At 35.9% G+C, this 19,993-nt stretch carries 21 protein-coding genes and 2 pseudogenes; 12 read left to right on the top strand and 11 right to left on the bottom strand.

Features of this window, described 5'->3' with window-relative positions; translation table 11 throughout:
• The first annotated feature begins 31 nt into the window (after window positions 1–31).
• From AABM38_RS19270 to AABM38_RS19245, 6 genes are all read left to right on the top strand, one after another.
• The gene (locus AABM38_RS19270; RefSeq protein WP_423407810.1) at window positions 32–376 is read left to right on the top strand and encodes a DUF3870 domain-containing protein; all 345 of its coding nucleotides are present in this window, start codon (window positions 32–34) and stop codon (window positions 374–376) included.
• A 174-nt stretch (window positions 377–550) separates the two neighbouring features.
• Window positions 551–1,870, top strand: a complete 1,320-nt coding sequence (locus AABM38_RS19265; protein WP_423407809.1) for an FAD-dependent oxidoreductase — start codon at window positions 551–553, stop codon at window positions 1,868–1,870.
• 156 nt (window positions 1,871–2,026) lie between these two features.
• Window positions 2,027–3,691 (top strand): dihydroxy-acid dehydratase, encoded by a 1,665-nt coding sequence (locus tag AABM38_RS19260; RefSeq protein ID WP_423407808.1) that lies wholly within the window; start codon window positions 2,027–2,029, stop codon window positions 3,689–3,691.
• 313 nt (window positions 3,692–4,004) lie between these two features.
• A complete protein-coding gene (locus tag AABM38_RS19255) occupies window positions 4,005–5,345 on the top strand; it encodes an Nramp family divalent metal transporter (protein ID WP_423407807.1) in 1,341 nt (446 codons plus the stop codon).
• A 219-nt stretch (window positions 5,346–5,564) separates the two neighbouring features.
• Complete coding sequence (locus AABM38_RS19250; RefSeq protein ID WP_423407806.1) at window positions 5,565–6,461, top strand: DMT family transporter; 897 nt, start codon at window positions 5,565–5,567, stop codon at window positions 6,459–6,461.
• 627 nt (window positions 6,462–7,088) lie between these two features.
• Window positions 7,089–7,346, top strand: a complete 258-nt coding sequence (locus tag AABM38_RS19245) for a hypothetical protein (protein WP_423410797.1) — start codon at window positions 7,089–7,091, stop codon at window positions 7,344–7,346.
• Between the two features lie 63 nt (window positions 7,347–7,409).
• Here AABM38_RS19245 and AABM38_RS19240 read toward each other — a convergent pair.
• From AABM38_RS19240 to hxlA, 3 genes and pseudogenes are all read right to left on the bottom strand, one after another.
• Window positions 7,410–8,083, bottom strand: a pseudogene (locus AABM38_RS19240) (3-ketoacyl-ACP reductase).
• Window positions 8,084–8,181: 98 nt separating this feature from the next.
• Window positions 8,182–8,739, bottom strand: a complete 558-nt coding sequence (hxlB, locus tag AABM38_RS19235; protein WP_423407805.1) for a 6-phospho-3-hexuloisomerase — start codon at window positions 8,737–8,739, stop codon at window positions 8,182–8,184.
• Between the two features lie 8 nt (window positions 8,740–8,747).
• Window positions 8,748–9,380, bottom strand: a complete 633-nt coding sequence (hxlA, locus tag AABM38_RS19230; protein WP_423407804.1) for a 3-hexulose-6-phosphate synthase — start codon at window positions 9,378–9,380, stop codon at window positions 8,748–8,750.
• Window positions 9,381–9,632: 252 nt separating this feature from the next.
• On the opposite strand from hxlA, the gene AABM38_RS19225 reads away from it, so the two are divergent.
• Complete coding sequence (locus AABM38_RS19225) at window positions 9,633–9,992, top strand: winged helix-turn-helix transcriptional regulator (protein ID WP_423407803.1); 360 nt, start codon at window positions 9,633–9,635, stop codon at window positions 9,990–9,992.
• A gap of 169 nt (window positions 9,993–10,161) precedes the next feature.
• On the opposite strand, the gene AABM38_RS19220 is transcribed toward AABM38_RS19225, so the two are convergent.
• Window positions 10,162–10,596, bottom strand: coding sequence for an Rrf2 family transcriptional regulator (locus AABM38_RS19220; RefSeq protein ID WP_423407802.1), 435 nt, complete (start codon window positions 10,594–10,596; stop codon window positions 10,162–10,164).
• A 222-nt stretch (window positions 10,597–10,818) separates the two neighbouring features.
• Between AABM38_RS19220 and AABM38_RS19215 the strand changes: the two genes are divergently transcribed.
• Both AABM38_RS19215 and AABM38_RS19210 read left to right on the top strand, forming a co-directional pair.
• Window positions 10,819–11,682 (top strand): SDR family oxidoreductase, encoded by an 864-nt coding sequence (locus AABM38_RS19215; RefSeq protein ID WP_423407801.1) that lies wholly within the window; start codon window positions 10,819–10,821, stop codon window positions 11,680–11,682.
• Between the two features lie 669 nt (window positions 11,683–12,351).
• A complete protein-coding gene (locus AABM38_RS19210; RefSeq protein ID WP_423407800.1) occupies window positions 12,352–13,446 on the top strand; it encodes an L-dopachrome tautomerase-related protein in 1,095 nt (364 codons plus the stop codon).
• A 127-nt stretch (window positions 13,447–13,573) separates the two neighbouring features.
• Here the strand turns inward: AABM38_RS19210 and AABM38_RS19205 are convergent, their stop codons facing one another.
• The 6 genes from AABM38_RS19205 to AABM38_RS19180 form a co-directional block, all read right to left on the bottom strand.
• Window positions 13,574–13,873, bottom strand: a complete 300-nt coding sequence (locus tag AABM38_RS19205) for a spore coat protein (RefSeq protein ID WP_423407799.1) — start codon at window positions 13,871–13,873, stop codon at window positions 13,574–13,576.
• 18 nt (window positions 13,874–13,891) lie between these two features.
• Entirely contained in the window at window positions 13,892–14,086 is a 195-nt protein-coding gene (locus AABM38_RS19200; protein WP_423407798.1) for a hypothetical protein, read from the bottom strand.
• Window positions 14,087–14,103: 17 nt separating this feature from the next.
• Entirely contained in the window at window positions 14,104–15,240 is a 1,137-nt protein-coding gene (locus tag AABM38_RS19195) for a zinc-dependent alcohol dehydrogenase (protein ID WP_423407797.1), read from the bottom strand.
• Window positions 15,241–15,258: 18 nt separating this feature from the next.
• Window positions 15,259–15,627, bottom strand: coding sequence for a spore coat protein (locus AABM38_RS19190; protein WP_423407796.1), 369 nt, complete (start codon window positions 15,625–15,627; stop codon window positions 15,259–15,261).
• A 16-nt stretch (window positions 15,628–15,643) separates the two neighbouring features.
• Window positions 15,644–15,889 carry a spore gernimation protein GerQ gene (locus AABM38_RS19185; RefSeq protein WP_423407795.1) on the bottom strand — a complete coding sequence of 82 codons (246 nt, stop codon included), beginning with the start codon at window positions 15,887–15,889 and terminating at the stop codon, window positions 15,644–15,646.
• A gap of 261 nt (window positions 15,890–16,150) precedes the next feature.
• Window positions 16,151–16,639, bottom strand: coding sequence for a CBO0543 family protein (locus AABM38_RS19180; protein WP_423407794.1), 489 nt, complete (start codon window positions 16,637–16,639; stop codon window positions 16,151–16,153).
• Window positions 16,640–16,924: 285 nt separating this feature from the next.
• On the opposite strand from AABM38_RS19180, the gene AABM38_RS19175 reads away from it, so the two are divergent.
• On the top strand, window positions 16,925–17,380 hold the full coding sequence (locus tag AABM38_RS19175; protein ID WP_423407793.1) for a CBO0543 family protein: 456 nt from the start codon (window positions 16,925–16,927) through the stop codon (window positions 17,378–17,380).
• Between the two features lie 158 nt (window positions 17,381–17,538).
• On the opposite strand, the pseudogene AABM38_RS19170 reads toward AABM38_RS19175, so the two are convergent.
• A pseudogene (locus AABM38_RS19170) lies at window positions 17,539–17,639 on the bottom strand (3-hexulose-6-phosphate synthase); the annotation flags it as partial.
• Between the two features lie 230 nt (window positions 17,640–17,869).
• Between AABM38_RS19170 and AABM38_RS19165 the strand changes: the two are divergent.
• Window positions 17,870–18,235: a winged helix-turn-helix transcriptional regulator gene (locus AABM38_RS19165; protein ID WP_423407792.1), complete on the top strand. Its 366-nt coding sequence runs from the start codon at window positions 17,870–17,872 to the stop codon at window positions 18,233–18,235.
• Window positions 18,236–18,443: 208 nt separating this feature from the next.
• Window positions 18,444–19,304: a YitT family protein gene (locus AABM38_RS19160; protein WP_423410796.1), complete on the top strand. Its 861-nt coding sequence runs from the start codon at window positions 18,444–18,446 to the stop codon at window positions 19,302–19,304.
• The last annotated feature ends 689 nt before the right edge of the window (window positions 19,305–19,993 follow it).

Raw genomic sequence — 19,993 nt, 5'->3', positions numbered from 1 at the left:
GCTAAAAATCAAAATCAAGGTGATATCCAATATGACAATTGATTATAGAGATTCCAATATTATGTATTTTGTAGGGAATGGGAATCCTCCAGAAAACACTTCTGTTAGACAAACATTTGGTCATATTGCTATAGGTCTAGTAATAGATATAAAAACATCGAAAATTTTAGATGCTAACATTACATTAGTTAGTCCTTTATCAATGAATTTTATAAAAGCACAATTAATTGGCCACAATTTATCAACAGATTTAGAAAAAATCATCAAAAATGTTGAACGTTATCAAGGCCCCGCCTTAAAATCAATCCTTGTTGCTTTGAGAGCTGTACATAATAGATATAGTAATTATTTTGAAAATGAAAAGTTCTCAAAATAAATGTTAAATCTAGAATGAGGTAAATTGCTTCGGATAACCCGAATAGTTCTTCACCAGTTCTATTCTTTCATTATCTGAATACCAAGAGACCCAATCTTTTAGGTTAGTCAAACTAAAAGTAGGGTCTCTTTTTGTATATAAAAAAAACAATAGATATTGGAAGGTGGAATAGTATTGAAAACAATTATGGAACCAAGTCGGGAAATCCCGGTTATCATTGAAACCGATGTATTAGTTGTTGGTGGTGGTTCTGCTGGAATGTCTGCTGCAGTAACAGCTTCCAGAATGGGTTGTAATGTAACTTTAATTGAGAAATTTGGGTTTCTTGGTGGAACACTTACCTCTGTAACATTAGGTAGCTTTTGTGGGATTTTCACCGTAACTGATGAGGCAATAAAGCCTGTTGTGAAGGGATTTCAAGAGGAATTAATTGAACGGTTAAAAAGATATGAAGGTGTATTACCACCTCATCGATGGCTCAAAACAGCTTCTGTTTCCTATGATATTAGTTGTTTAAAAAAGGTTGCTGATGAATTGATAACAGAATCAGGTGTATGTGTTTTCTATCATACTCAAGCAGTTTCTGTAGTGAAGGAAAATAAAAAAGTTAAAGGTGTCATAATCGAAAATAAAGATGGTAGATCTATTATTAATGCCAAAGTAATTATTGATGCTTCTGGTGATGGCGATATCGCTGCCATGGGAGGAGCCCCATATGAAATAGGTAGTAATGGAATTACTCAGTTTCCTTCATCCATGTTTCGAATGGCCAATGTTGAAATTGAGAAAATTGTCCATATTACAAGGGATGAGTATCAAGGCTATTTTCAAAAAGCCAAAAAGGATGGCTATTCATTACCAAGAGTTTCGAGTGGTATTCATATCACACCCCTTTATGGAGTAGTTCATTTAAATGTAACTAAAATTGCTCGAGAAGATGGAAATACGATAAATCCGTTAAGGGTAGAAGAATTAACTTATGCAGAAATTGAAGGGAGAAGACAGGTATTCCTTTATGCAGAAGTACTTCGCAAATATGTACCTGGTTTTGAAAAAGCTAGGGTAGTGGACATTGGATCCCATATCGGAATTCGGGAAGCAAGGCTGATAAAGGGAGATTATATTCTTAATGAAAAAGATGTTCTGTCTTGTCGTAAATTTGATGATGTGATTGCTTGCAGTGCATGGCCACTTGAAATGCATGGGGAAAAAGATGAAACGAAGTGGGTATGGATAGAGCCAGGTGATTTTTATACCATACCTTATCGATGCCTTATTCCGCAAAATATTGAAAACGTTCTAATTGCAGGCAGAAATATTTCAACTACTCATGAGGCTCAAGCATCTACGAGAGTCTCTGCCGTATGTATGGCAGTCGGGCAAGCTGCAGGTACTGCTGCTTATTTAGCACTAAAATGTGACAACAACGTTCGTGATATATCAATTAAAGAACTACAAGGATTTTTACAAAAGGGAAATGCGTTTTTAGGTTAAATTCTTGATAGCGTTTGAGAGTTTGACTAATTGATAGTTTTAGAGAGATAGTTAAAGACTTTTTGTTTGGCCAAATTTAATTTAAGGAGGTGACTTTCATTACTTAAAAAGCGTTTATGAAAAGTTGGAGAACTGTTAAAAAGGAGGTTTATAACTTTGTTAAGAAGTAATTTTAAACCAGGTACGACTAGTTGGGCTGTAAGAAGAACACAGTGGAAATTTTTAGGGCTATCTGAAGAGGATTTTGAACGTCCAAAGATTGCGGTAATTAACACATCATCAACATTGTCTTCATGTTATATCCATCTAGATGAAATATCTAAAAAGGTTCAGGATGAAATTAGAAAAGCTGGAGGTGTTCCTTTTGAGATAAGGACAACGGCTCCAAGTGATTTTATTACAAATGCAGGGAGAGAAGGGCGGTACATTTTACCGAGTCGTGATTTAATTGTCAACGACATTGAAGTTATGGTGGAAGGTGCAATGTTAGATGGAATGATATGTTTATCATCTTGTGATAAAACAGCACCGGCTCACATGATGGCTGCTGGAAGATTAAATATCCCTTCTATTATTGTACCGTGTGGATATAACCAAGGCGGAATGTGCGGAAGATCTCAAGTGGATATTGATGACGTATTTGAATCTGTTGGAAAAATATCTAAAGGTGATATGTCGTTGAATGAACTTACCGCTATGACAAATGTTGGTATAACAACAGCAGGAGTTTGCGCCGGACTAGGTACTGCAAACACAATGCATATTTTAGCGGAGGCATTAGGAATGACCTTACCGGGTATTGCTCCTATTGCGGCAAATAGTCAAAAATTATATAAATACCTTGAATACTCAGCAAAAAGGATCGTTGAGTTGGTAAAAGAAGAGTTGCTCCCTAGAGACATTTTAACAAAAGAAGCATTTGAAAACGCTGTTCAAGTTGCGCTAGCCATTGGTGGCTCTGTAAATTCACTAAGACATTTGTCTGCCGTTGCTGCTGAATCAGAGCTAGATGTGGACATTGTCAAACTTTATGAAATGGCTGCCAAAGAAGCCTCTCTTTTGGTAAATGTCCGACCAAATGGTCCCGATAGGATTGAAGATCTTGAACATGCTGGTGGAACACTTGGAGTCATGAAACAACTTTCAAACAAGATTAATCTAAATACTCTCACTGTTTCCGGGAATACAGTGTTAGAAAACTTAAACCTGTTAAAGGAAATTGATGAAGGAATTATTAGAAACAGTGAGAATCCATGGAGATCATCTGCTGGCCTTGTAATATTAAGAGGAAATCTTGCACCGGATGGATCTATTTCAAAGGCATCATCAGCTCCTGTTGATAAACAAGTATTTCAAGGTATTGCAAAGGTTTTTGATTCTGGCTCAAAAGCAATTGACTCATTAGAAAATGGTAATATTCGTCCAGGCGATGTGGTGGTTATTCGTGGAGCAGGACCAAAAGGTGGACCAGGAACTCTATTAACAACCTCCCATTTTATTGCATCTCTCACAGGAGCAGGTATGAATGAAGATGTGGCTGTCATAACCGATGGTCAGAATTCAGGATTAAACAGAGGGATTTTAGTAAGCCAGATTATGCCAGAAGCTGCAGAGGGAGGCCCATTAGCGGTAGTCGAAAATGGTGATTCTATTCTCATAGATTTAGTGGGAAAGAAATTAGATCTTCTTATTGAAGAAAATATACTTCAACAAAGACTTAAAGACTGGTATCCCGAAGAAAAAAGTATACCGCGTGGTTGGTTGAGTATCTACAAAAAAGTTGTTCAATCAGGTAAAAAAGGATCGATATTACTTGAATAAATCTTAATATTAAAAACGGTTCACTATTAAAAAAAGAAACCAATAGTTAAGTTCATACAAATGCACGCGGTATAAATTATCTAAAATAAATTCAATAAGACCTAGCTGTAACTTTTGTTGCAGCTTCCAGATAGTTGCAAATTGAAGGCGCTTTCATGAATTTAAGTCAGCACTATTCAAAACTGTTTTGATATTAGATATGGAATAACCATCTATTTATCTTATAAACTATTCATTAAAGGAAATTTGCAATTGAAATATTAAAGAACAAAAGCCAGTAAACCCTATTATTTAAAAACAAGGAGTGGTGTTAATGTCAACCAACTTCGATCCTCACATAAATATTAACCAACCTGGAGAGACAGTTACAGAGTTGAAGAAAGAACAACAGGGGGCACCAATCCCTAAAACCTTCTGGGAATATATAAAATCCTTTGGACCCGGTATAGTAGTAGTTCTAACTTGGTTGGGAGCAGGTGACTTAGTAGATTCTTCTTTAGCAGGTGCACATTACGGTTATACTTTGATGTGGGGATTAGCGTTAGCATTAATTATGAGATACGCACTCGTTAACATAATTGCAAAGTTTCAGCTATTAAATGTTCAAGGCTTAACCATGATGGAAGGTTATGGGAAAATCTCTCCCAAGATTCCTATTATACTCGGTATAGGAGGAGTATTATTAGGTCACTTTTATGTTGCATTTCTAGCAAAGGGTGTTGGTGAAGCATTATATCATTTAACTGGTATTGGAAGCGTTTTAATATGGGCAGTTGTTGGTGTTGTAGCTGCCTTTCTTATTACTGGTAAGGCAATATACTCTTACTTAGAATTAACTGAAAAAGTTCTATTAGCGATTATGGCCGTGGCTTTAATTGGTGGGGCTATCATTGTGGGGCCTAACTGGGGGGAGATGGCCAAAGGAACCTTTGCATTTGATGTTCCAGATAAGGTAGGTTCTTTTAATGCATTGTTGATTGTTGCATCACTAATTGGAGCCGTAGGAGGTTCACTTGCAAACCTTCTTTATCCTGTCTTTATGCGTGAAAAAGGGTATATTAAACCTGAACATAGAAAGGTTCAAAATTACGATTTATTGTTCGGAATTATTGTTATTATTGTTTTGGATTTAGCTGTTTGGGTAATAGGTGCAGAGGTCTTACATCCTAGAGGTATCGAAATTACTAATTTCCAAGATTTAGCTTCAAATTTAGGCATGGTCTTAGGTCCTATTGGTGAAACGATTATTTATTTAGGTGTCTTTGGAGCGTGCTTTAGTGGTGTAATTGGATATCCTGCTGGTTTTCCAAAGATGGGGATGGAAGGAATCTTCATTGCCTATCCGGAAAGAGAAAAGAAATATTCCGATTTTAGAAAAGATCCTATTTTTAAGATTTTCTATTTTTTCGTTTTATTCCTACCACTTATTTGGTCTATACCAGGTATGCCTGGCTTTATATGGCTAACTGTTGTCGTAAATGCTGCACAACTTATTCTCTTACCATTAGTATCGGTAGGATTATTGTATCTTGTCAATAGAAAAGATTTGATGGGGGATTTAGCTAGAAAGCCAATCGACAATATACTATTAGTATTTCTAACAGCCTTAGCCCTTTGGGGAACATATCAAACAGCAGTCGGGTTATTTTTATAGATATTTAACTTCAAATTTAATTATTTTTAATTTTATAGGTATTTATTAAAGTAATTTAAATAGGGTTTTGTGACTTGCATTAACACAATTAATAATCTGACATAAGACTGTTACTTGAAAAAGTACAGTCTTATTTATTGAGTTTTCTGATAGCATTACTAATGATGGAATCTGATTTCTAAAGGATATTTATGATATATATGAGTGGTGAGTAGTGAAGTGGGGATTTTATTTGCGATTATTTGTGCAATTGGTTATTCGTCGAATTATATTTTAATTCAACTAGGTATGGAAAAATCGAAGAAGGATAATGGAGATTTAACTTCTATGGTTTCCGCAGTTGCAACAGTTTCGGTTGCATTTATACTAATAACTTTATTCAGACAAACAGAAATGCCCTTATTGAATAGGACCGGTTTTTTTTTCTACTTGCTAGCAGGTTTTTCAACTGCATTTTTAGGTCGCCTCTTTCTGTCAAGAGGGATTCGTAAAATAGGTTCCACCCGAGCATCTGGATTAAAGAACTCAGCTCCAATATTTACTATTTTTATTGCTGTTGTATTAATGGGAGAGCAAATTTCCTTTGGAGCAAGTTTAGGGATGAGCATAATTTTTATTGCCCTATTTTTACAAGCCAGATTTGATTTCAAACGTAATGGTGATGTACATGAAAAGGATAGAAAGTACGGTTTATTATTATCAATAACTGCTGCAATTTGTTTTGGTATAGGTCAGGCAGCTAGAAAACAGGGGATTATATATTATAGTGATCCGATATTAGGGTCTCTTATAGGCTCTGTGTTTGCTTTAGTCGCCTTTTTGATTTTTGAATTCTATCAAAATCAAATTAATGAAACATTCTTACGGAGTATAAAATCACTTAACTACTTTTTTGTTGGAGCAGGGATATGTACAGCAATTGCCCAACTTAGCTTTTTTATTTCTTTACTTTACACTCATGTTTCTTATACGAGTGCTATAGCTGCAGTAGAACCTATTGTCACGGTAATTTTAAGTAAAATCTTTCTTAAAAAAGAAGAAAATGTGACGCTTCGCTTAAGTTTAACCGCATTCGCGATATTTCTTGGTGCTTCTATTATGATATTGAATAGATAGGAAAAATAAACGGTAGAAGTTTCTAAGGGTATTTTCGGAACAAGGTAATAAACAATATTGAAGAGTGAACATTTCATTAACTAAATTAGAAAATTATTCCAAAAATAAGATGCAGTAAAAAGAAGTAAACCAGTGGGTAAGTTCAAGTAGAAGCAGCGATGCGATTAGAAAAAGATTTCTTCGATAATGGAAATAAGGCATCTGGATAACGGCCCACCCTTTGTTCGAATGCTTTAGTAGATTAAAGGTGTACATTGTGCACACTTTAAGAAATCCCAGAAAAATTCAAAGTTGTACACATAAAAAAAAACCCTTGCTACGCAAGGGTTTTGGATGATGGAGAATAGGGGGCTCGAACCCCTGACCTCAACGCTGCCAGCGGAAATCCATTAGTAAAACTGAGTTAAATAAGTTAAATTAAATTCCAATAAGTCTTGATTTATTGAGGTTTCTGGACTTGGATAAACAATATAAGTCAATCTAGTTAAATTAAATAAATTAAGTCTGTGCACTGATTTGTGCACACTTCTGTGCGAAAAATAAAGCATGTGTATTAACATTTTGCATCTAGTGTTTATTTGTAGGGGAAACTAAAAAATATTGATTTTGAGGAGTGAGTGCATGTTTATGCAAGGTACAATTATTGCAGGTGAATTTGATTCCTCCATGAATGAATTTTCCTTACAGAAAGTAAAAAATTTAAATACAGAATCGGTTCTTAAAGAAAACCAGTTAAACAATATTTATCATTATTTGAAAAAAAATCAGCATGAGGATGGGCAAATAATTACCCTTTACGATCAAATGCCTTTACACCTGACACAAAATGAAATTAATGAGTTGATTTGTGATTTGGAGAGAGTAATGTCCATGTACCATCAATGACTGATGCGGCTGCTAATGGTGTGAATAAAAAAAGTAAATCCACATGGACCTGCTTAATTTAGATTATGGATTGGTTGACCAAAGCCCGGCAGTTTTAACAAATACCCTTGGATTTAATTTTAAGCCGGCAACGATTAATTCAGCAAGGTCTTCTGGCTGCATAACATGATCTTCATTACCGCTGACAAGGTTAGTATCAATTGCCAGGTCTGTTACAACCGTACTTGGTGTTAAAGCTGTTACGCGGATGTTGTGCTTCCTTACTTCGAGCATGAGTGATTCTGTTAGTCCTAAAACAGCGAATTTAGAAGCACTGTAAGCGCTTGTTACAGGAGCACCTTTTTGTCCGGCAGAGGAAGAGATATTGATAATATCACCTGTTTTTCTTTCAAACATGCCGGGAAGTACAGCTCTTCCCATTCTTCAGGAGTTAAATCAAGGAAACCACCAAACTTGGCAACTCCAGCATTGTTAATGAGGATATCAATTGGTACGTGATCAGCTTTAATACGTTCAACTGCATTAATAACTGATTCGAGATTGGAAACATCCCCTGTTGCTATTGAAACTTTCACTTCAAATTGTGCTAGTTCAGCCGCAGCCTTTTCAAGGTTAGGCATATTCAAGCCAAGCAATCCTAAATTAACCCCTTCTTTTGCTAAGGCGATATCAGTAGCTCGTCCAATACCTCTGCCTGCACCAGTAATTAAAGCCGTTTTGCCCTTTAATGAATTCATTTTTTCATCCTATGAACAAGGTTTTTTACACAAAATTAAATAGAGAGACCGCAATCTTACATGGAACAGTTTGCGGTCTCTCATAGACAATCAACGTTTTATTCTAAATTGGCGTGTCTGCCATACATCTTATTCGTATCCAAGCCCTTTTTCTCCATGAACCTCAGAATGACAGCGTCGCAGAATAGTAAAAGAGTTTGCTCGAATAATGAGCCCATAGGCTGAATGGTTTTATAGTCACCTTCCGATTGATCTTTAGGAGATCCGGGTAATTTAACTGTCATATCTGCCAATTTTCCAATAGTGGAATCAGGGAAAATGGTTAAAGCTGCAACAGTTCCACCTAAGCTTTTTGCTTTCTCAGCCATGGAGACCAGGCTTTTTGTTTCACCTGAACCAGAGGCGAAGATGATCATGTCACCTTCCTCAAAGTTAGGGGTCACCGTTTCGCCTGGTACATAAGCATCTATGCCCATATGCATCATTCGCATCGCAAAGGACTTGGCCATAAATCCAGATCTACCTGCGCCAGCTACAAACACTTTTTTTGCCTCAAGAATCCCATTGACTAATTTCTCAGCTTCTTCATCCGAAATGCGGTCAGTTGTTCTAATTAACTCTTTTAAGATCTTAGCTAAATATTGTGTCGTATGCATGCTCGACCTTACCCTTGTTTGATCATTTCTTGCATTGTTGCTGCAGCAGCTTTTTTATCAGCTTGACCTGTAATACCGCCGCCAACAATGACAAGGTCTGGATTTACTTTAATGACTTCTGGAAGTGTTTCTAATTTAATGCCGCCTGCGATTGCAGTTTTTGCATTTTTTACAACACTTTTAATGGTTTGCAGATCTTCAAAAGAGTTTTTACCTACTGCTTGAAGGTCGTAGCCAGTGTGGACACAAATATAGTCTACACCCATTGCATCGACTTCTTTAGCGCGAGCAGTCAGGTCTTTAACAGCGATCATATCAACAAGGATTTTTTTTCCTTGTTTTTTCGCTTCTTCTACAGCACCTTGAATAGACATATCTTCGGCTGTGCCTAGAATCGTAATAATATCAGCACCTGCTTCAGAGGCTTTCATCACTTCATAACCAGCAGCGTCCATGATTTTCAGGTCTGCTAAAACCTTTAAATTAGGGAATGCTTCTTTTACTGCCTTTACTGCATGGAGACCCTCGTTGATTACGACTGGGGTACCGATTTCAACGATATCGATATGTTCCTCCACTTCTTTAACAAGCTCAATTGCTTCTGGAATATTGACTAAATCTAAAGCTAATTGTAATTCCATCTATATTCACTCCTATTAATTTTTTTCGGATTTTTCGTACAGATATACAGTCTCCAAAATTAAATAGATCCTTTTCAGTAATATTATCCTTTTGGAGTATTATTTGTACCAGCAGTCGGGATCGATGATGTTCCCAATCGCTGAACAATTGCAAGTATACAACCTATAATATTTTAGTGGAAGTACGCACTTTTATCTTACATAGTGCTAAAAAGTATACTGTTTGGTGTAATAACCATAGAGGTGAGTGAAATGTCACGAATGCAAGATAAGATCTTTAACTGTGAAAAGGAATTGACTCTATCAGTTATCGGTGGTAAGTGGAAAATGCTTATATTATGGCATTTAGGGAAAGAAGGAACCAAGCGATTTGGTGAATTGAAGGCTCTCATGCCAGGAATCACGCAAAGGATGCTTGTGAACCAATTGCGTGAACTTGAAGAAGACTTGATAGTAGAGCGGAAAGTTTACCCGGTTGTTCCTCCAAAAGTGGAATACTCCCTCACTGAGCAGGGGAGAAGCTTGATGCCGATTCTTGATGCTATGTATAAATGGGGTAAAAACTATATGGAGACTGTAGGGGGTAATCCTAAGAAAGAGGCAATTAATTAAAACTTGACTATATAAACCGGTACAAATAGCACACCAATATAGAAAGGGGCAATTTGATAAAGCATTGCCCCTTTTTCTTTGTTGGCCTAGTAGTAGGCCAACAAAGTCTATCTATTAAATTGTAATTGCAAATGGTAATGACATACCTTTATTAAACTATGACTAGTTGTTAATTTATTTTTTCTTTTTCAAGCATATCCTTAACTACATACTCGATAGTTACATTTCCTAAGACCTTTTCCATCGCTAATTGTGCGGCTGACAATATAGGAATGATCGTATCTTGAATGTTTCTTCCTACAGGACATTTAGGATTTGGACTTTCATGAACATTAAACAACTCATTATCCTGTACGACATTAACTGCCTTATATACATCTAACAGAGTAATGTCAGATAAATTCCTTGCAAGCTTAGTTCCCGGAATACCAGGATGTACCTCTACTAACCCTGCTTTCTTTAGCATTCCAATAATTTTCCTGATAAGTGCTGGATTTGTGTTTACACTTTCTGCTAAATATTCAGATGAACTTACACCGTCTTTATTAAACTCTATAAGAGATAATATATGAACGCCTACAGCAAATCGGCTGCTAATGGACATTTATTCACCACCTTTCTTGCGTTTTCATAAGGATAAATCTTTTCTTGTAATAAAAGTGGTTACACCGTTTATATTATACCTTAAAAATTTATCATTTATAGTTATTGACAAAATCTTAAGTTGTAATTATTATGATTACATGTAATCGTAATGGTTACAGTTGATTGAATTGTATGTAACTGAAGGATGGAACGATAAATATTTAATTGGGAGGAATGGAAGATGAAATTGTTAGTAACTGGAGCTACAGGGAAATTGGGCACCAAAATTGTTGATGCATTATTGAAAACTGTACCAGCAAATCAACTTGCTGTTAGTGTTCGTAATCCCGAAAAGGCGGAAGGAATAAAAACTCGAGGAGTAGAAGTTCGCCAGGGAGATTTTGACCGTCCAGAAACTTTAGATACAGCTTTTAAAGGAATCAATCGCTTATTGATTATATCTGCGGATGGAGACAATGAAACAAGAATTCGTCAGCACACGAATGCGGTTGCTGCAGCAGAGCGTGCCGGTGTTGAATTTATTATATATACTAGCATTGGAAACGCACAGGAAAGTAAAAACAAGCTTGCTCCAACACATAAGGCAACAGAAGAAGCTATTTTGAAAACAGGAATTCCTTATTCTTTCTTGCGTAACAATTGGTACTTGGAGAATGAAAGTTCAAGCATTCAAGGTGTACTGGCAGGAGCCCCATGGGTGACTTCTGCAGGAACTGGAAAAGTTGGCTGGGCACTGCAACAGGATTATGCAGAGGCTGCAGCGGCAGTATTAGCTGGTAACGGGCACGAAAACACTATCTATGAGCTCTCTGGCAAGTTATTGACACAGGAAGAGTTTGCATCTGCACTTGGCGCTGTTTTGGGTAAGGAAGTACCAGTACAACAGGTTGATGATGCTTCCTATGCTGAGATATTGGAGGGTACTGGCGTTCCAGAATTCCTCATTCCATTTCTAGTTGGTATCCAGAAAGATATTCGAGAGGGCACACTTGAAATCGAGAACAGCGATTTGGAAAAATTACTTGGGCGTCCGGCTACACCACTTAGCGAAGGGTTATCCCAAATCGCTAAAAGTATCAAATAAAGTGTATTTTGGGATTTTAATTTTTAACCTGCCATCAAAATGCCTTTTAATAAACAAAGAAACAACACATTGCAAAAATTGAGTAACCGGTTCGGTTTTCGAGTATAAAAATAATATTAGCACACAAAGAAGCATTCCAATTCGCAACTGAATTGGGCTGCTTCTTTGTGTTAATAAAAAGTCACTGATTCTTATTAATGCGAGTAACTGAGAAATATTGAATAGGAATGGTTAAATTAGGCGACCAACCTTTTAATGATTAAAAGTAGGTAATGATAAATCATGAAAGTGACTAAACAAAAATTGGCTTTCTAAATGGCCGTGGTACAATTTCAAGGCATTTATTGCTTTTTTTCAATTGACGTTATCTTACATATTTCATAAAGAATATTAGCCTTGAATAATCGGGAGTGGTATTTGTAAAAAAGGTTATATACTTTAGTGCAAGCTGGGAACCCAGATGCTCTGTTTGATACCTATATTTCTTAATCTTGTCATTTGCTCATAAAGCATACCCAGTTTCGCCTGACAAGACTTTTTAAATATCGAAACAATCAATTCCATTTCCATCATCTTTTCGTATAGAAAAACTTATTAAGAAACATGCACTAGAAAAAATATAAATCATATATAGGTGATATCCCGTTTTAAATGGTTGAGGAGGATATCATGAAACCAATGCTACCTATTGAAATATATTTCGGTAAGTTAGAACTAGTTTATGCATTTTATGGGGCTATGCCTACAGGTGTTAGTGTTTCGGAAACTGGTCGTATTTTTATTTGTTTTCCGAAATGGGGAGACGATGTTAAATTTACGGTTGCGGAGATTGTTGAGGATAAATTGCAGCCTTATCCTAATTTACAAACCAATTTGGTTAACCCCGAGAATATCACAATGACTTTCATCAGTGTCCAAAGTGTAGTTGCTGATGGAAGAGGTACGCTTTGGGTATTAGATACAGCAGCACCCAATTTTTCTGAACCTATTAGAGGTGGGGCAAAATTAGTCGCTGTAGATTTAAAAACCAATACAATTAGAAGAGTATATACCTTTACAGAAGATGTTGTCCTGCCAACAACTTACCTGAATGATGTCCGATTTGATTTTCGTGTTGGAAACGCAGGTTATGCCTATATAACGGATTCTTCTTCCAAAGGACCAGGAGCTATTATAGTCGTAGATTTAGAAAATGGAAACGCGTTTAGACGGTTAAATGGAGCAAATTCAACTTCACCCGATCCCTATTTTATACCGAAAGTAGAAGGGAAAGTGTTGATGAATCGAAATAAAGATGGCGGAACTTCTCCATTTAGATTGGCGTCTGACGGTATTGCGATATCTCCTGATGGAAAGGTATTATTTTTTTGTCCACTAACAAGTCGTCATCTGTTCTCAATCCCAACAGAAGCCCTGAGAGACAGAAATATACCGGATATGGATTTACCTTATCATGTGGAGTATTGGGGAGAAAAAGGTGCTTCTGATGGAATGATTACAGATGCAAAAGGGGCCGTTTATGCTGGAGATTACGAGAACAATAGTATTCGAAAGATATTACCGAATGGTACAATGGAAACCATCGCACATGATCCGAGAATTTTATGGCCGGATACTTTTTCGATTGGTCCGGATGAATACTTATATGTCATTGTGAACCAATTACATCGACAGGCAAGATTTCATTATGGAAAAGACCTGCGACAAAAACCTTATAGTTTACTTCGTATGAAAATTGGTGAATTTCCTGCTCCGACCTTTTGATAATAAAAATAATTCGAATTTATTATTGAAAAAAATTGTGGTCACACAAGACAGAAAATTATATATTTAAATCATTTTTGGATTGTTAGTAGCAGTTTAGGCTGGTAATCCTAAACTGCTCTATTTTTTATAGAGTGGGTAAGTTCAATGCTGTATCGATATTATTTAAATCTAAATTGATTTGTTCGTTTGTATCCCAAGCATGATACCATCCTTTTTCTACCATATAATAGGAAACTTGTTCATGCATATCAATAGCTTCCGTTAAATGGCGAGTGAGCATTTCTTTGATTTCGGGCGTTCCTGATTCTGTAACTGCCATGGCATAATTTCTAACTCCACTCTTAGCTGCAATCAATAAATCCATTGCAACCACTTGATCTGATAGTGCGTTCATGCCAGTTAAATTTTCAATGATTGGATTCATGTTCATTCATCTCCTAATTTACTGCTTAGCGTTGGAAAGGATAGAAGCATATTCTTGTAATTGTATCGTAGATACATCAATGTCTTGCTGTATAATATCTTTTAATTGCTGATCTGTAACTAACGCTTTCATCGTTTTGGACTTAGTCAGACAATTGGTCTTAAATGCAGCTATCTCATGGACCTCAAGAACTTCATGCAAGGTGTAGTTCATTTTTCATACCTCCTTCCTTAAGGTTTCAACACGACTTTTATACATTCATCCATTTTTGTGTCAAAAATCTCATAGCCATGTTTTGCTTCACTAAGAGGAATGACATGACTTACTACATCGCCCGGGTCAATCTTACCGGTTGTTACCAATTCAAACATGTATGGCATATAATGGATGACAGGAGCTTGACCGGAGCGGATATTGACATTTCGCTGCATAATATCTCCAAAAGGGAAACCATTATATCTGCCGCCGTAAACGCCAGTAACTTGAATTGTCCCGCCTTTACGCACTGCTTGTGAAGCCATTATAAACGGACCTAATGCTCCCCCTTGAAGCTTCATTCCGCTGGCAAGGAACTCCATATCAGTCATTTTACCGTCCATACCAACTGCATCAATGACAACATCTGCGCCCCCTTTGGTGATTTCCTTCAGGTAACTTCCTACATTCTCATGGTCTTCGAAGTTAACAATTTCTACTTTGTTGGTACGTTTGGCGTGCTGAAGGCGATAATTGACATAGTCTACAGCAATGACACGCTTTGCACCTTTTAGCCAACAGAATTTTTGAGCAAAAAGACCAACTGGACCGCAGCCAAATACAATAACTGTATCTCCGGCCTTTACGCCTGCATTGTCAACACTCCAAAAACCAGTGGTCATAGCGTCAGCGATAACGGCTAATTTTTCATCTGGTTCTTCACAGGTTTCTGGAATCTTAAAGTGAGTGAAATTTGCAAAGGGAACGCGTAAATATTCAGCTTGCCCGCCTGGGTAACCGCCAGTCGTTCCCGAATATCCGAAATACGCACCCATATCACCATTATCATTAGAATTATCACATTGGCTTTCCAAATGGTTTTTACAATAAATGCATTCCCCGCAGGCAATGTTAAAAGGAATAATAACACGATCCCCTTTTTTTACTTTCGTAACATTGGGTCCAACCTCTTCAACAATTCCCATCGGTTCATGACCGATAATATAGTCTTCCTGCATATTTGGAATCATTCCATGGATTAAATGTAAATCAGACCCGCATATAGCTGTACTCGTTACTTTAATAATCATGTCATCTGGTTTTTCAATCTTTGGATCTGGGACGTCTTTGACTACAACATTTTTAATACCTTGATACGTTACTGCCTTCATTGGTTACAGCCTCCAGTGTTAGTGATCATCAGGTGTCCGGTCAAACATACCTTTTCTATTGGTGTCAACGGGAAATAGATTCATTTTGCCAATCATCAATGTATTGTTGGCAGAGAGTTGATCTAGTTTATACTGTTCACTTAGTTCGTATGGATGGAACCATTTTTTATTAATCATTAGTTCTGTTATTTCTTGGTGCATGGCAATCCCTTGCATTAGCTGGTTTCGTAAGAGGGTTCTGACATCAGGTGATGCGGACTCCGTTAATGCTACAGCTATATTGCGGACACCTTCTTTGGCACGAAGAAGTAAATCCATCGCAAATGTGGTATCTGCTAGCTCTGGTACGTGTAACGAGTTTATAGGGTCTAAATAGTCATTATTCAATGAATTTGCCTCCTTTTCAATTTACTATTGGTGTTGGCCGGTTTTGAGGAACAGGAGCTTCAAAAGGCGCACGTTGATAAATTGCCTGTAATTCTCCAAGCGCTATAATGGATTGTTCAACATCTTTTTGCATTAATGCTCTCAAATCCTGATCAAATGCCAGACCTTGCATTAGTTTTGATTTCGCTAAGCAAAGGGTTTTAAAATTAATAACTTCATGAAGATCCAAAGACTCATGATCGGCTAATTTCTTAATATCCATTTCTAATCAACCTCCTTATTCGTTAATACAATCAATTGTATTGTTCCAAAATAGGAGAGTAAAATTCATTAATGGTTTTTAAAATTGTTAATTTATCTTATATGGCTTTAGTGGGGGAAATTCATTTATTTTGGTGGCTGCGGATGATTGTTGCGGCGTTCTTTTTTCTTGTATCTAAAAAAATGGTCAACCAGAATTATCTGGTTGAACTTAAAATACAAAGGGATCCTTTTTACTCTCTTGTGATTAAGAACCTCCATCTTAAGAAAAATCGTATTTATTATTGAAGAGACTTCTTATAACAGACATTGAAAATCTGACCAATAAAAAGGAAAAAGAAAGCGAATAGAAAGTGGTTTTCCAATTCCACCCCTTTTTATATTTAACAAGTTGAGTATTTTTTTCTAGCCATAGCTCAGTAATAGTCATCGGTACACTGAAATACAGAATTTTTAAAAGGCACTGAATCATGCGAGAATCCTTAGTCAGTTGATTATAATAGACACAAGAAATTGGGAAAAGTATGTAATCAAAAACCAAACTTGTTTTAACTCGTTTTGGAAATCGGGTGGGATATTTAACATAACCTTTATTTACAACTAGTTGATCGACCAATGATGCATAATAACTTTTTATAAAGAAAACAAGGAGCCAGTCCTTTGCAAGTGGTTTTTTAATTAAGTAAATAAAGGAACTAATACCAAAGAAATAAAGCAATTTTATAAGATTTTTTTCAAAATTTTGACCCATGTTTAGCACCTCCATAAAATAGGTTATCTCTAATGCAGGTGGTTATACTTAGGACATTCGAAGATTGGTTAAGTAAACAATGAAAAAACAAGGCTCTATTTGATATGAAATTGTTTCCCGATTTTTTATACATATCCACTTAAACATACTGGTGCTTTACTTCAGATAGAAGTAAGGCTTTTCTTGTTCAACTACCGGGGAAGGGTAGTTTTAAGAAGAATAATTCATCGAATAAAAAAGAATAATAAGGTTGAAATTGTTGTTTTTTAAAACGAGGTGTTCTCCTTGGTTAAGCTATTTATCGCGACAGTTATATTAGTTCTTTTAATTGCACTAAAAATGCCCAAAAAAAGAACTAGGCACGAGTTACTAGCTACAATACAGTTTGCATTGTTAATGAATTTTGTAACTGATTTGTATCTTGATTTAAAGTACAAGCTTTACTGGTATTTTGATAAAGAACAAATAGAGTGGCTGTACCTAGCTGTAGCTCTTGGTGAGATTGCGGTACTGGTTATTATTTTTAATTATTTTCCCCTTAGGACTAATGCATTAATGAAATTTTTATATATCTTGGGGTGGACTTGCATTCTTGTATTACTTGAATTGTATGCGGTTTATATTAGAGTTTTACATTATGGTGAATGGAATATAAGCTATTCAGCGGTGGTTTACTTTATTTCAATGTACATCCTTTATTTCGTATTAGACTACACGGCGGATAGAAGAGAAACTCAGTAATAAAGTGCATTATTTCTTGAACTACTATGAAAATTAACTTCTGCGATTCTGTAAAAAAAGCAATACTTAAGAAGACGCAGCTCGTTCGTTTTTTTTAAAAGGGAGAGCGCCAAATTAATTGATAAATGGTAATTGGATGGGCTGGTTTAAGATGCTTTAGGTTCTTTTAACTTATCGATATCAATATGCTCCTCTACTTCTTTTACCAATTCGATTGCTTCTGGAATGTTGACTAAATTAATGCTAATTGCAATTCCATCTTTGTTTCACTCTTCATAATTTTTAAAGTTTGTTGCACAGTAGTAATAATGCCCATTGCTCACTTTCACTTCTCCTGGCAACTGTAACCAATGTAATCGTTGCCCTTGTTAATAATGGTTTTGTGTTAGTATAATGTGTATGTAATAGTGTAAAAGTACGCACTTTTTTTATACATAGTACTAAAAAGTATACTATGTGTTATTCTATATAGAAGTGGAGGTGAACCAAATGTCACGTATGCAGGACAAAATGTTTAACTGTGAAAAAGAATTAACGCTTTATGTTATTGGTGGTAAATGGAAAATGCTGATTTTGTGGCATTTAGGAAAAGAGGGAACGAAGCGATTTGGTGAGCTGAAGACTCTTATGCCGGGCATTACTCAACGAATGCTTGTTAACCAATTACGAGAGCTAGAAGAAGACCTCATTGTTGAACGAAAAGTCTATCCTGTTGTTCCGCCAAAAGTGGAATATTCATTGACCGAACAAGGAAAAAGCTTAATGCCAATACTCGATTCCATGTATGAGTGGGGTAAAAACTATATGCAGAATGTAAAAGATACGCCTGCCAATAAAAGTGCGTCTATTAAATAGCAATCGTTCTATAAAGAGGGGATTAAAAACCACAAGTAGACTTTTAATAAGTCAAGACTTGTGGTCTTTTTATTTGCAATGATCCAGTGCATACAGGAAAAAAAGGAGTAAAATCTGCACAAAGGTAAATAATATTCCAGTGTTGTAAAGGATTTTAGCTGAACTGTTTTATAGTAAGGAAGAATAATACATATTTTCAGGTGAGATGATGAAAAAATTTCTTGAGTATGTTTTTTTAACTTTTGGGGCGTTAATCGTTGCTATGGGATTAGAAACGATGTTAGCACCAAACGGGCTAGTAGATGGTGGTGTAACAGCGTTATCGATTATGTCCAATGCTTTATGGGGAATCCCGATTTATTTTGTATTTTTAGGCTTAAATATTCCTATCTTAATATTTACAGCTAAAGAAGTGGGTAAAACCTTTGTTATTAGAACTCTATATGCAAATATCATTACTACCGTTGGTTTAGTACTATTTAAATCGATTCCTCCTATTACTCAATCTGAAGTATTAATTGTGTTATACGGAGGGGTAATCTTAGGAGTTGGGATAGGAATCGTTGTAAAGTTTGGCGGTGCAATAGATGGTACTGAAATGCTGGCGATTTGGTTTAACCAACACTATCGATTTCCGATTGCATCATTTTTATTAATCGTAAATGCTTTCATTTTTACGATTGCAGCGCTTGTCTATTCATTGGAACAGGCTATGCTTTCTCTGGCGGTTTTTTATATAGTGACGAAAATGATTAATTATGTTTTAGATGGATTAAATCATGGGAAATCTGTCATGATCATTTCAGAAAAACCGGATGAAGTTGGAGATAGTATTATCAATCAATTAAATATCAGCATCACCTTTTTATATGGAGAAGGCGGTTTTTTAGGGGAAAGAAAGAAGGTTATTTATTGTATTACGAACAGGTTTATTTTTTCCAAGTTAAAAAGTGTCGTTTTAGCAGCTGATCCATCAGCTATTATGGAGGCATCCTATGTTTGTGAAACATCTGGTATAGATAGGTCGCTTATATTACCGAAAGCCAACCCTTCTAGCAATAAATCGTAATATTTGCTTACAATAGTTAGCATCCTGTTTGATACTAGAGAATAGAAAGTGTGTATATTACCTGTTATAAACCAATTCGCAAAGGTATGATAAACCTCAGTGAAAACGACAAGGGGCAAGAGTCTGCATTAAGAAAAAATAACACAACAAGTCTTAACCCCAGGGATACTACCTTATTTATAATGAGTTGATCAAACTATTATTTAAATCATGACTCCAAGGCAATTTTGAAAGATCCTCGTACATTAACGGGGATTTTTCTGTTATAAATCCCCTAATGGAAAATCACATAACTCTCAATAGTGTACAAAGGTATACTAAGTATATTTTTATTCACTATATAACCTAAAAGTGCGTACTTTTAATTTTACGGTGTAGATATTATACTAACATCAATACCGCAACCAATTCTTCTTTAAGCGGCGATTGTTAAGTTGAAAAGAACATATACCAATTACTCATTTTAAGAGGGTGAATGCAGAATTCTCCTTTGTATTTTGTAAATAAAATCGAATTTAAGGTAAATCTATTTTTTTATTTGAACTGTAATAATATAAAATACAGTTTCTGGCTCAAAGTTATAGATCCTTATTCAATATAGATCGTCAATTAATGAACACAGAAAGGAATGAAACGATTATGTAAAGGCCAAAAGCAAAGCATCGAAAAGTTTGCGAAAGATGTTTAAC

The organism is Heyndrickxia sp. MSNUG, assembly GCF_049532715.1.
In the GTDB taxonomy this organism is placed as follows: domain Bacteria; phylum Bacillota; class Bacilli; order Bacillales; family Cytobacillaceae; genus Mesobacillus.
The sequence above is the reverse complement of the archived record's forward strand: the minus strand, read 5'-3'. Positions and strand labels throughout refer to the sequence as shown.

Bases quoted from the DNA above. Each gene is read 5' to 3' on its own strand.
- AABM38_RS19180 (WP_423407794.1), bottom strand. From the start codon at position 16,639: ATGGGTCAAAATTTTGAAAAAAATCTTATAAAATTGCTTTATTTCTTT.
- AABM38_RS19205 (WP_423407799.1), bottom strand. From the start codon at position 13,873: ATGAATCCAATCATTGAAAATTTAACTGGCATGAACGCACTATCAGAT.
- AABM38_RS19165 (WP_423407792.1), top strand. From the start codon at position 17,870: ATGTCACGTATGCAGGACAAAATGTTTAACTGTGAAAAAGAATTAACG.
- AABM38_RS19195 (WP_423407797.1), bottom strand. From the start codon at position 15,240: ATGAAGGCAGTAACGTATCAAGGTATTAAAAATGTTGTAGTCAAAGAC.
- hxlA (WP_423407804.1), bottom strand. From the start codon at position 9,380: ATGGAATTACAATTAGCTTTAGATTTAGTCAATATTCCAGAAGCAATT.
- AABM38_RS19270 (WP_423407810.1), top strand. From the start codon at position 32: ATGACAATTGATTATAGAGATTCCAATATTATGTATTTTGTAGGGAAT.
- AABM38_RS19225 (WP_423407803.1), top strand. From the start codon at position 9,633: ATGTCACGAATGCAAGATAAGATCTTTAACTGTGAAAAGGAATTGACT.
- AABM38_RS19245 (WP_423410797.1), top strand. From the start codon at position 7,089: ATGCAAGGTACAATTATTGCAGGTGAATTTGATTCCTCCATGAATGAA.
- AABM38_RS19210 (WP_423407800.1), top strand. From the start codon at position 12,352: ATGAAACCAATGCTACCTATTGAAATATATTTCGGTAAGTTAGAACTA.
- hxlB (WP_423407805.1), bottom strand. From the start codon at position 8,739: ATGCATACGACACAATATTTAGCTAAGATCTTAAAAGAGTTAATTAGA.
- AABM38_RS19185 (WP_423407795.1), bottom strand. From the start codon at position 15,889: ATGGATATTAAGAAATTAGCCGATCATGAGTCTTTGGATCTTCATGAA.
- AABM38_RS19160 (WP_423410796.1), top strand. From the start codon at position 18,444: ATGAAAAAATTTCTTGAGTATGTTTTTTTAACTTTTGGGGCGTTAATC.
- AABM38_RS19255 (WP_423407807.1), top strand. From the start codon at position 4,005: ATGTCAACCAACTTCGATCCTCACATAAATATTAACCAACCTGGAGAG.
- AABM38_RS19220 (WP_423407802.1), bottom strand. From the start codon at position 10,596: ATGTCCATTAGCAGCCGATTTGCTGTAGGCGTTCATATATTATCTCTT.
- AABM38_RS19215 (WP_423407801.1), top strand. From the start codon at position 10,819: ATGAAATTGTTAGTAACTGGAGCTACAGGGAAATTGGGCACCAAAATT.
- AABM38_RS19200 (WP_423407798.1), bottom strand. From the start codon at position 14,086: ATGAACTACACCTTGCATGAAGTTCTTGAGGTCCATGAGATAGCTGCA.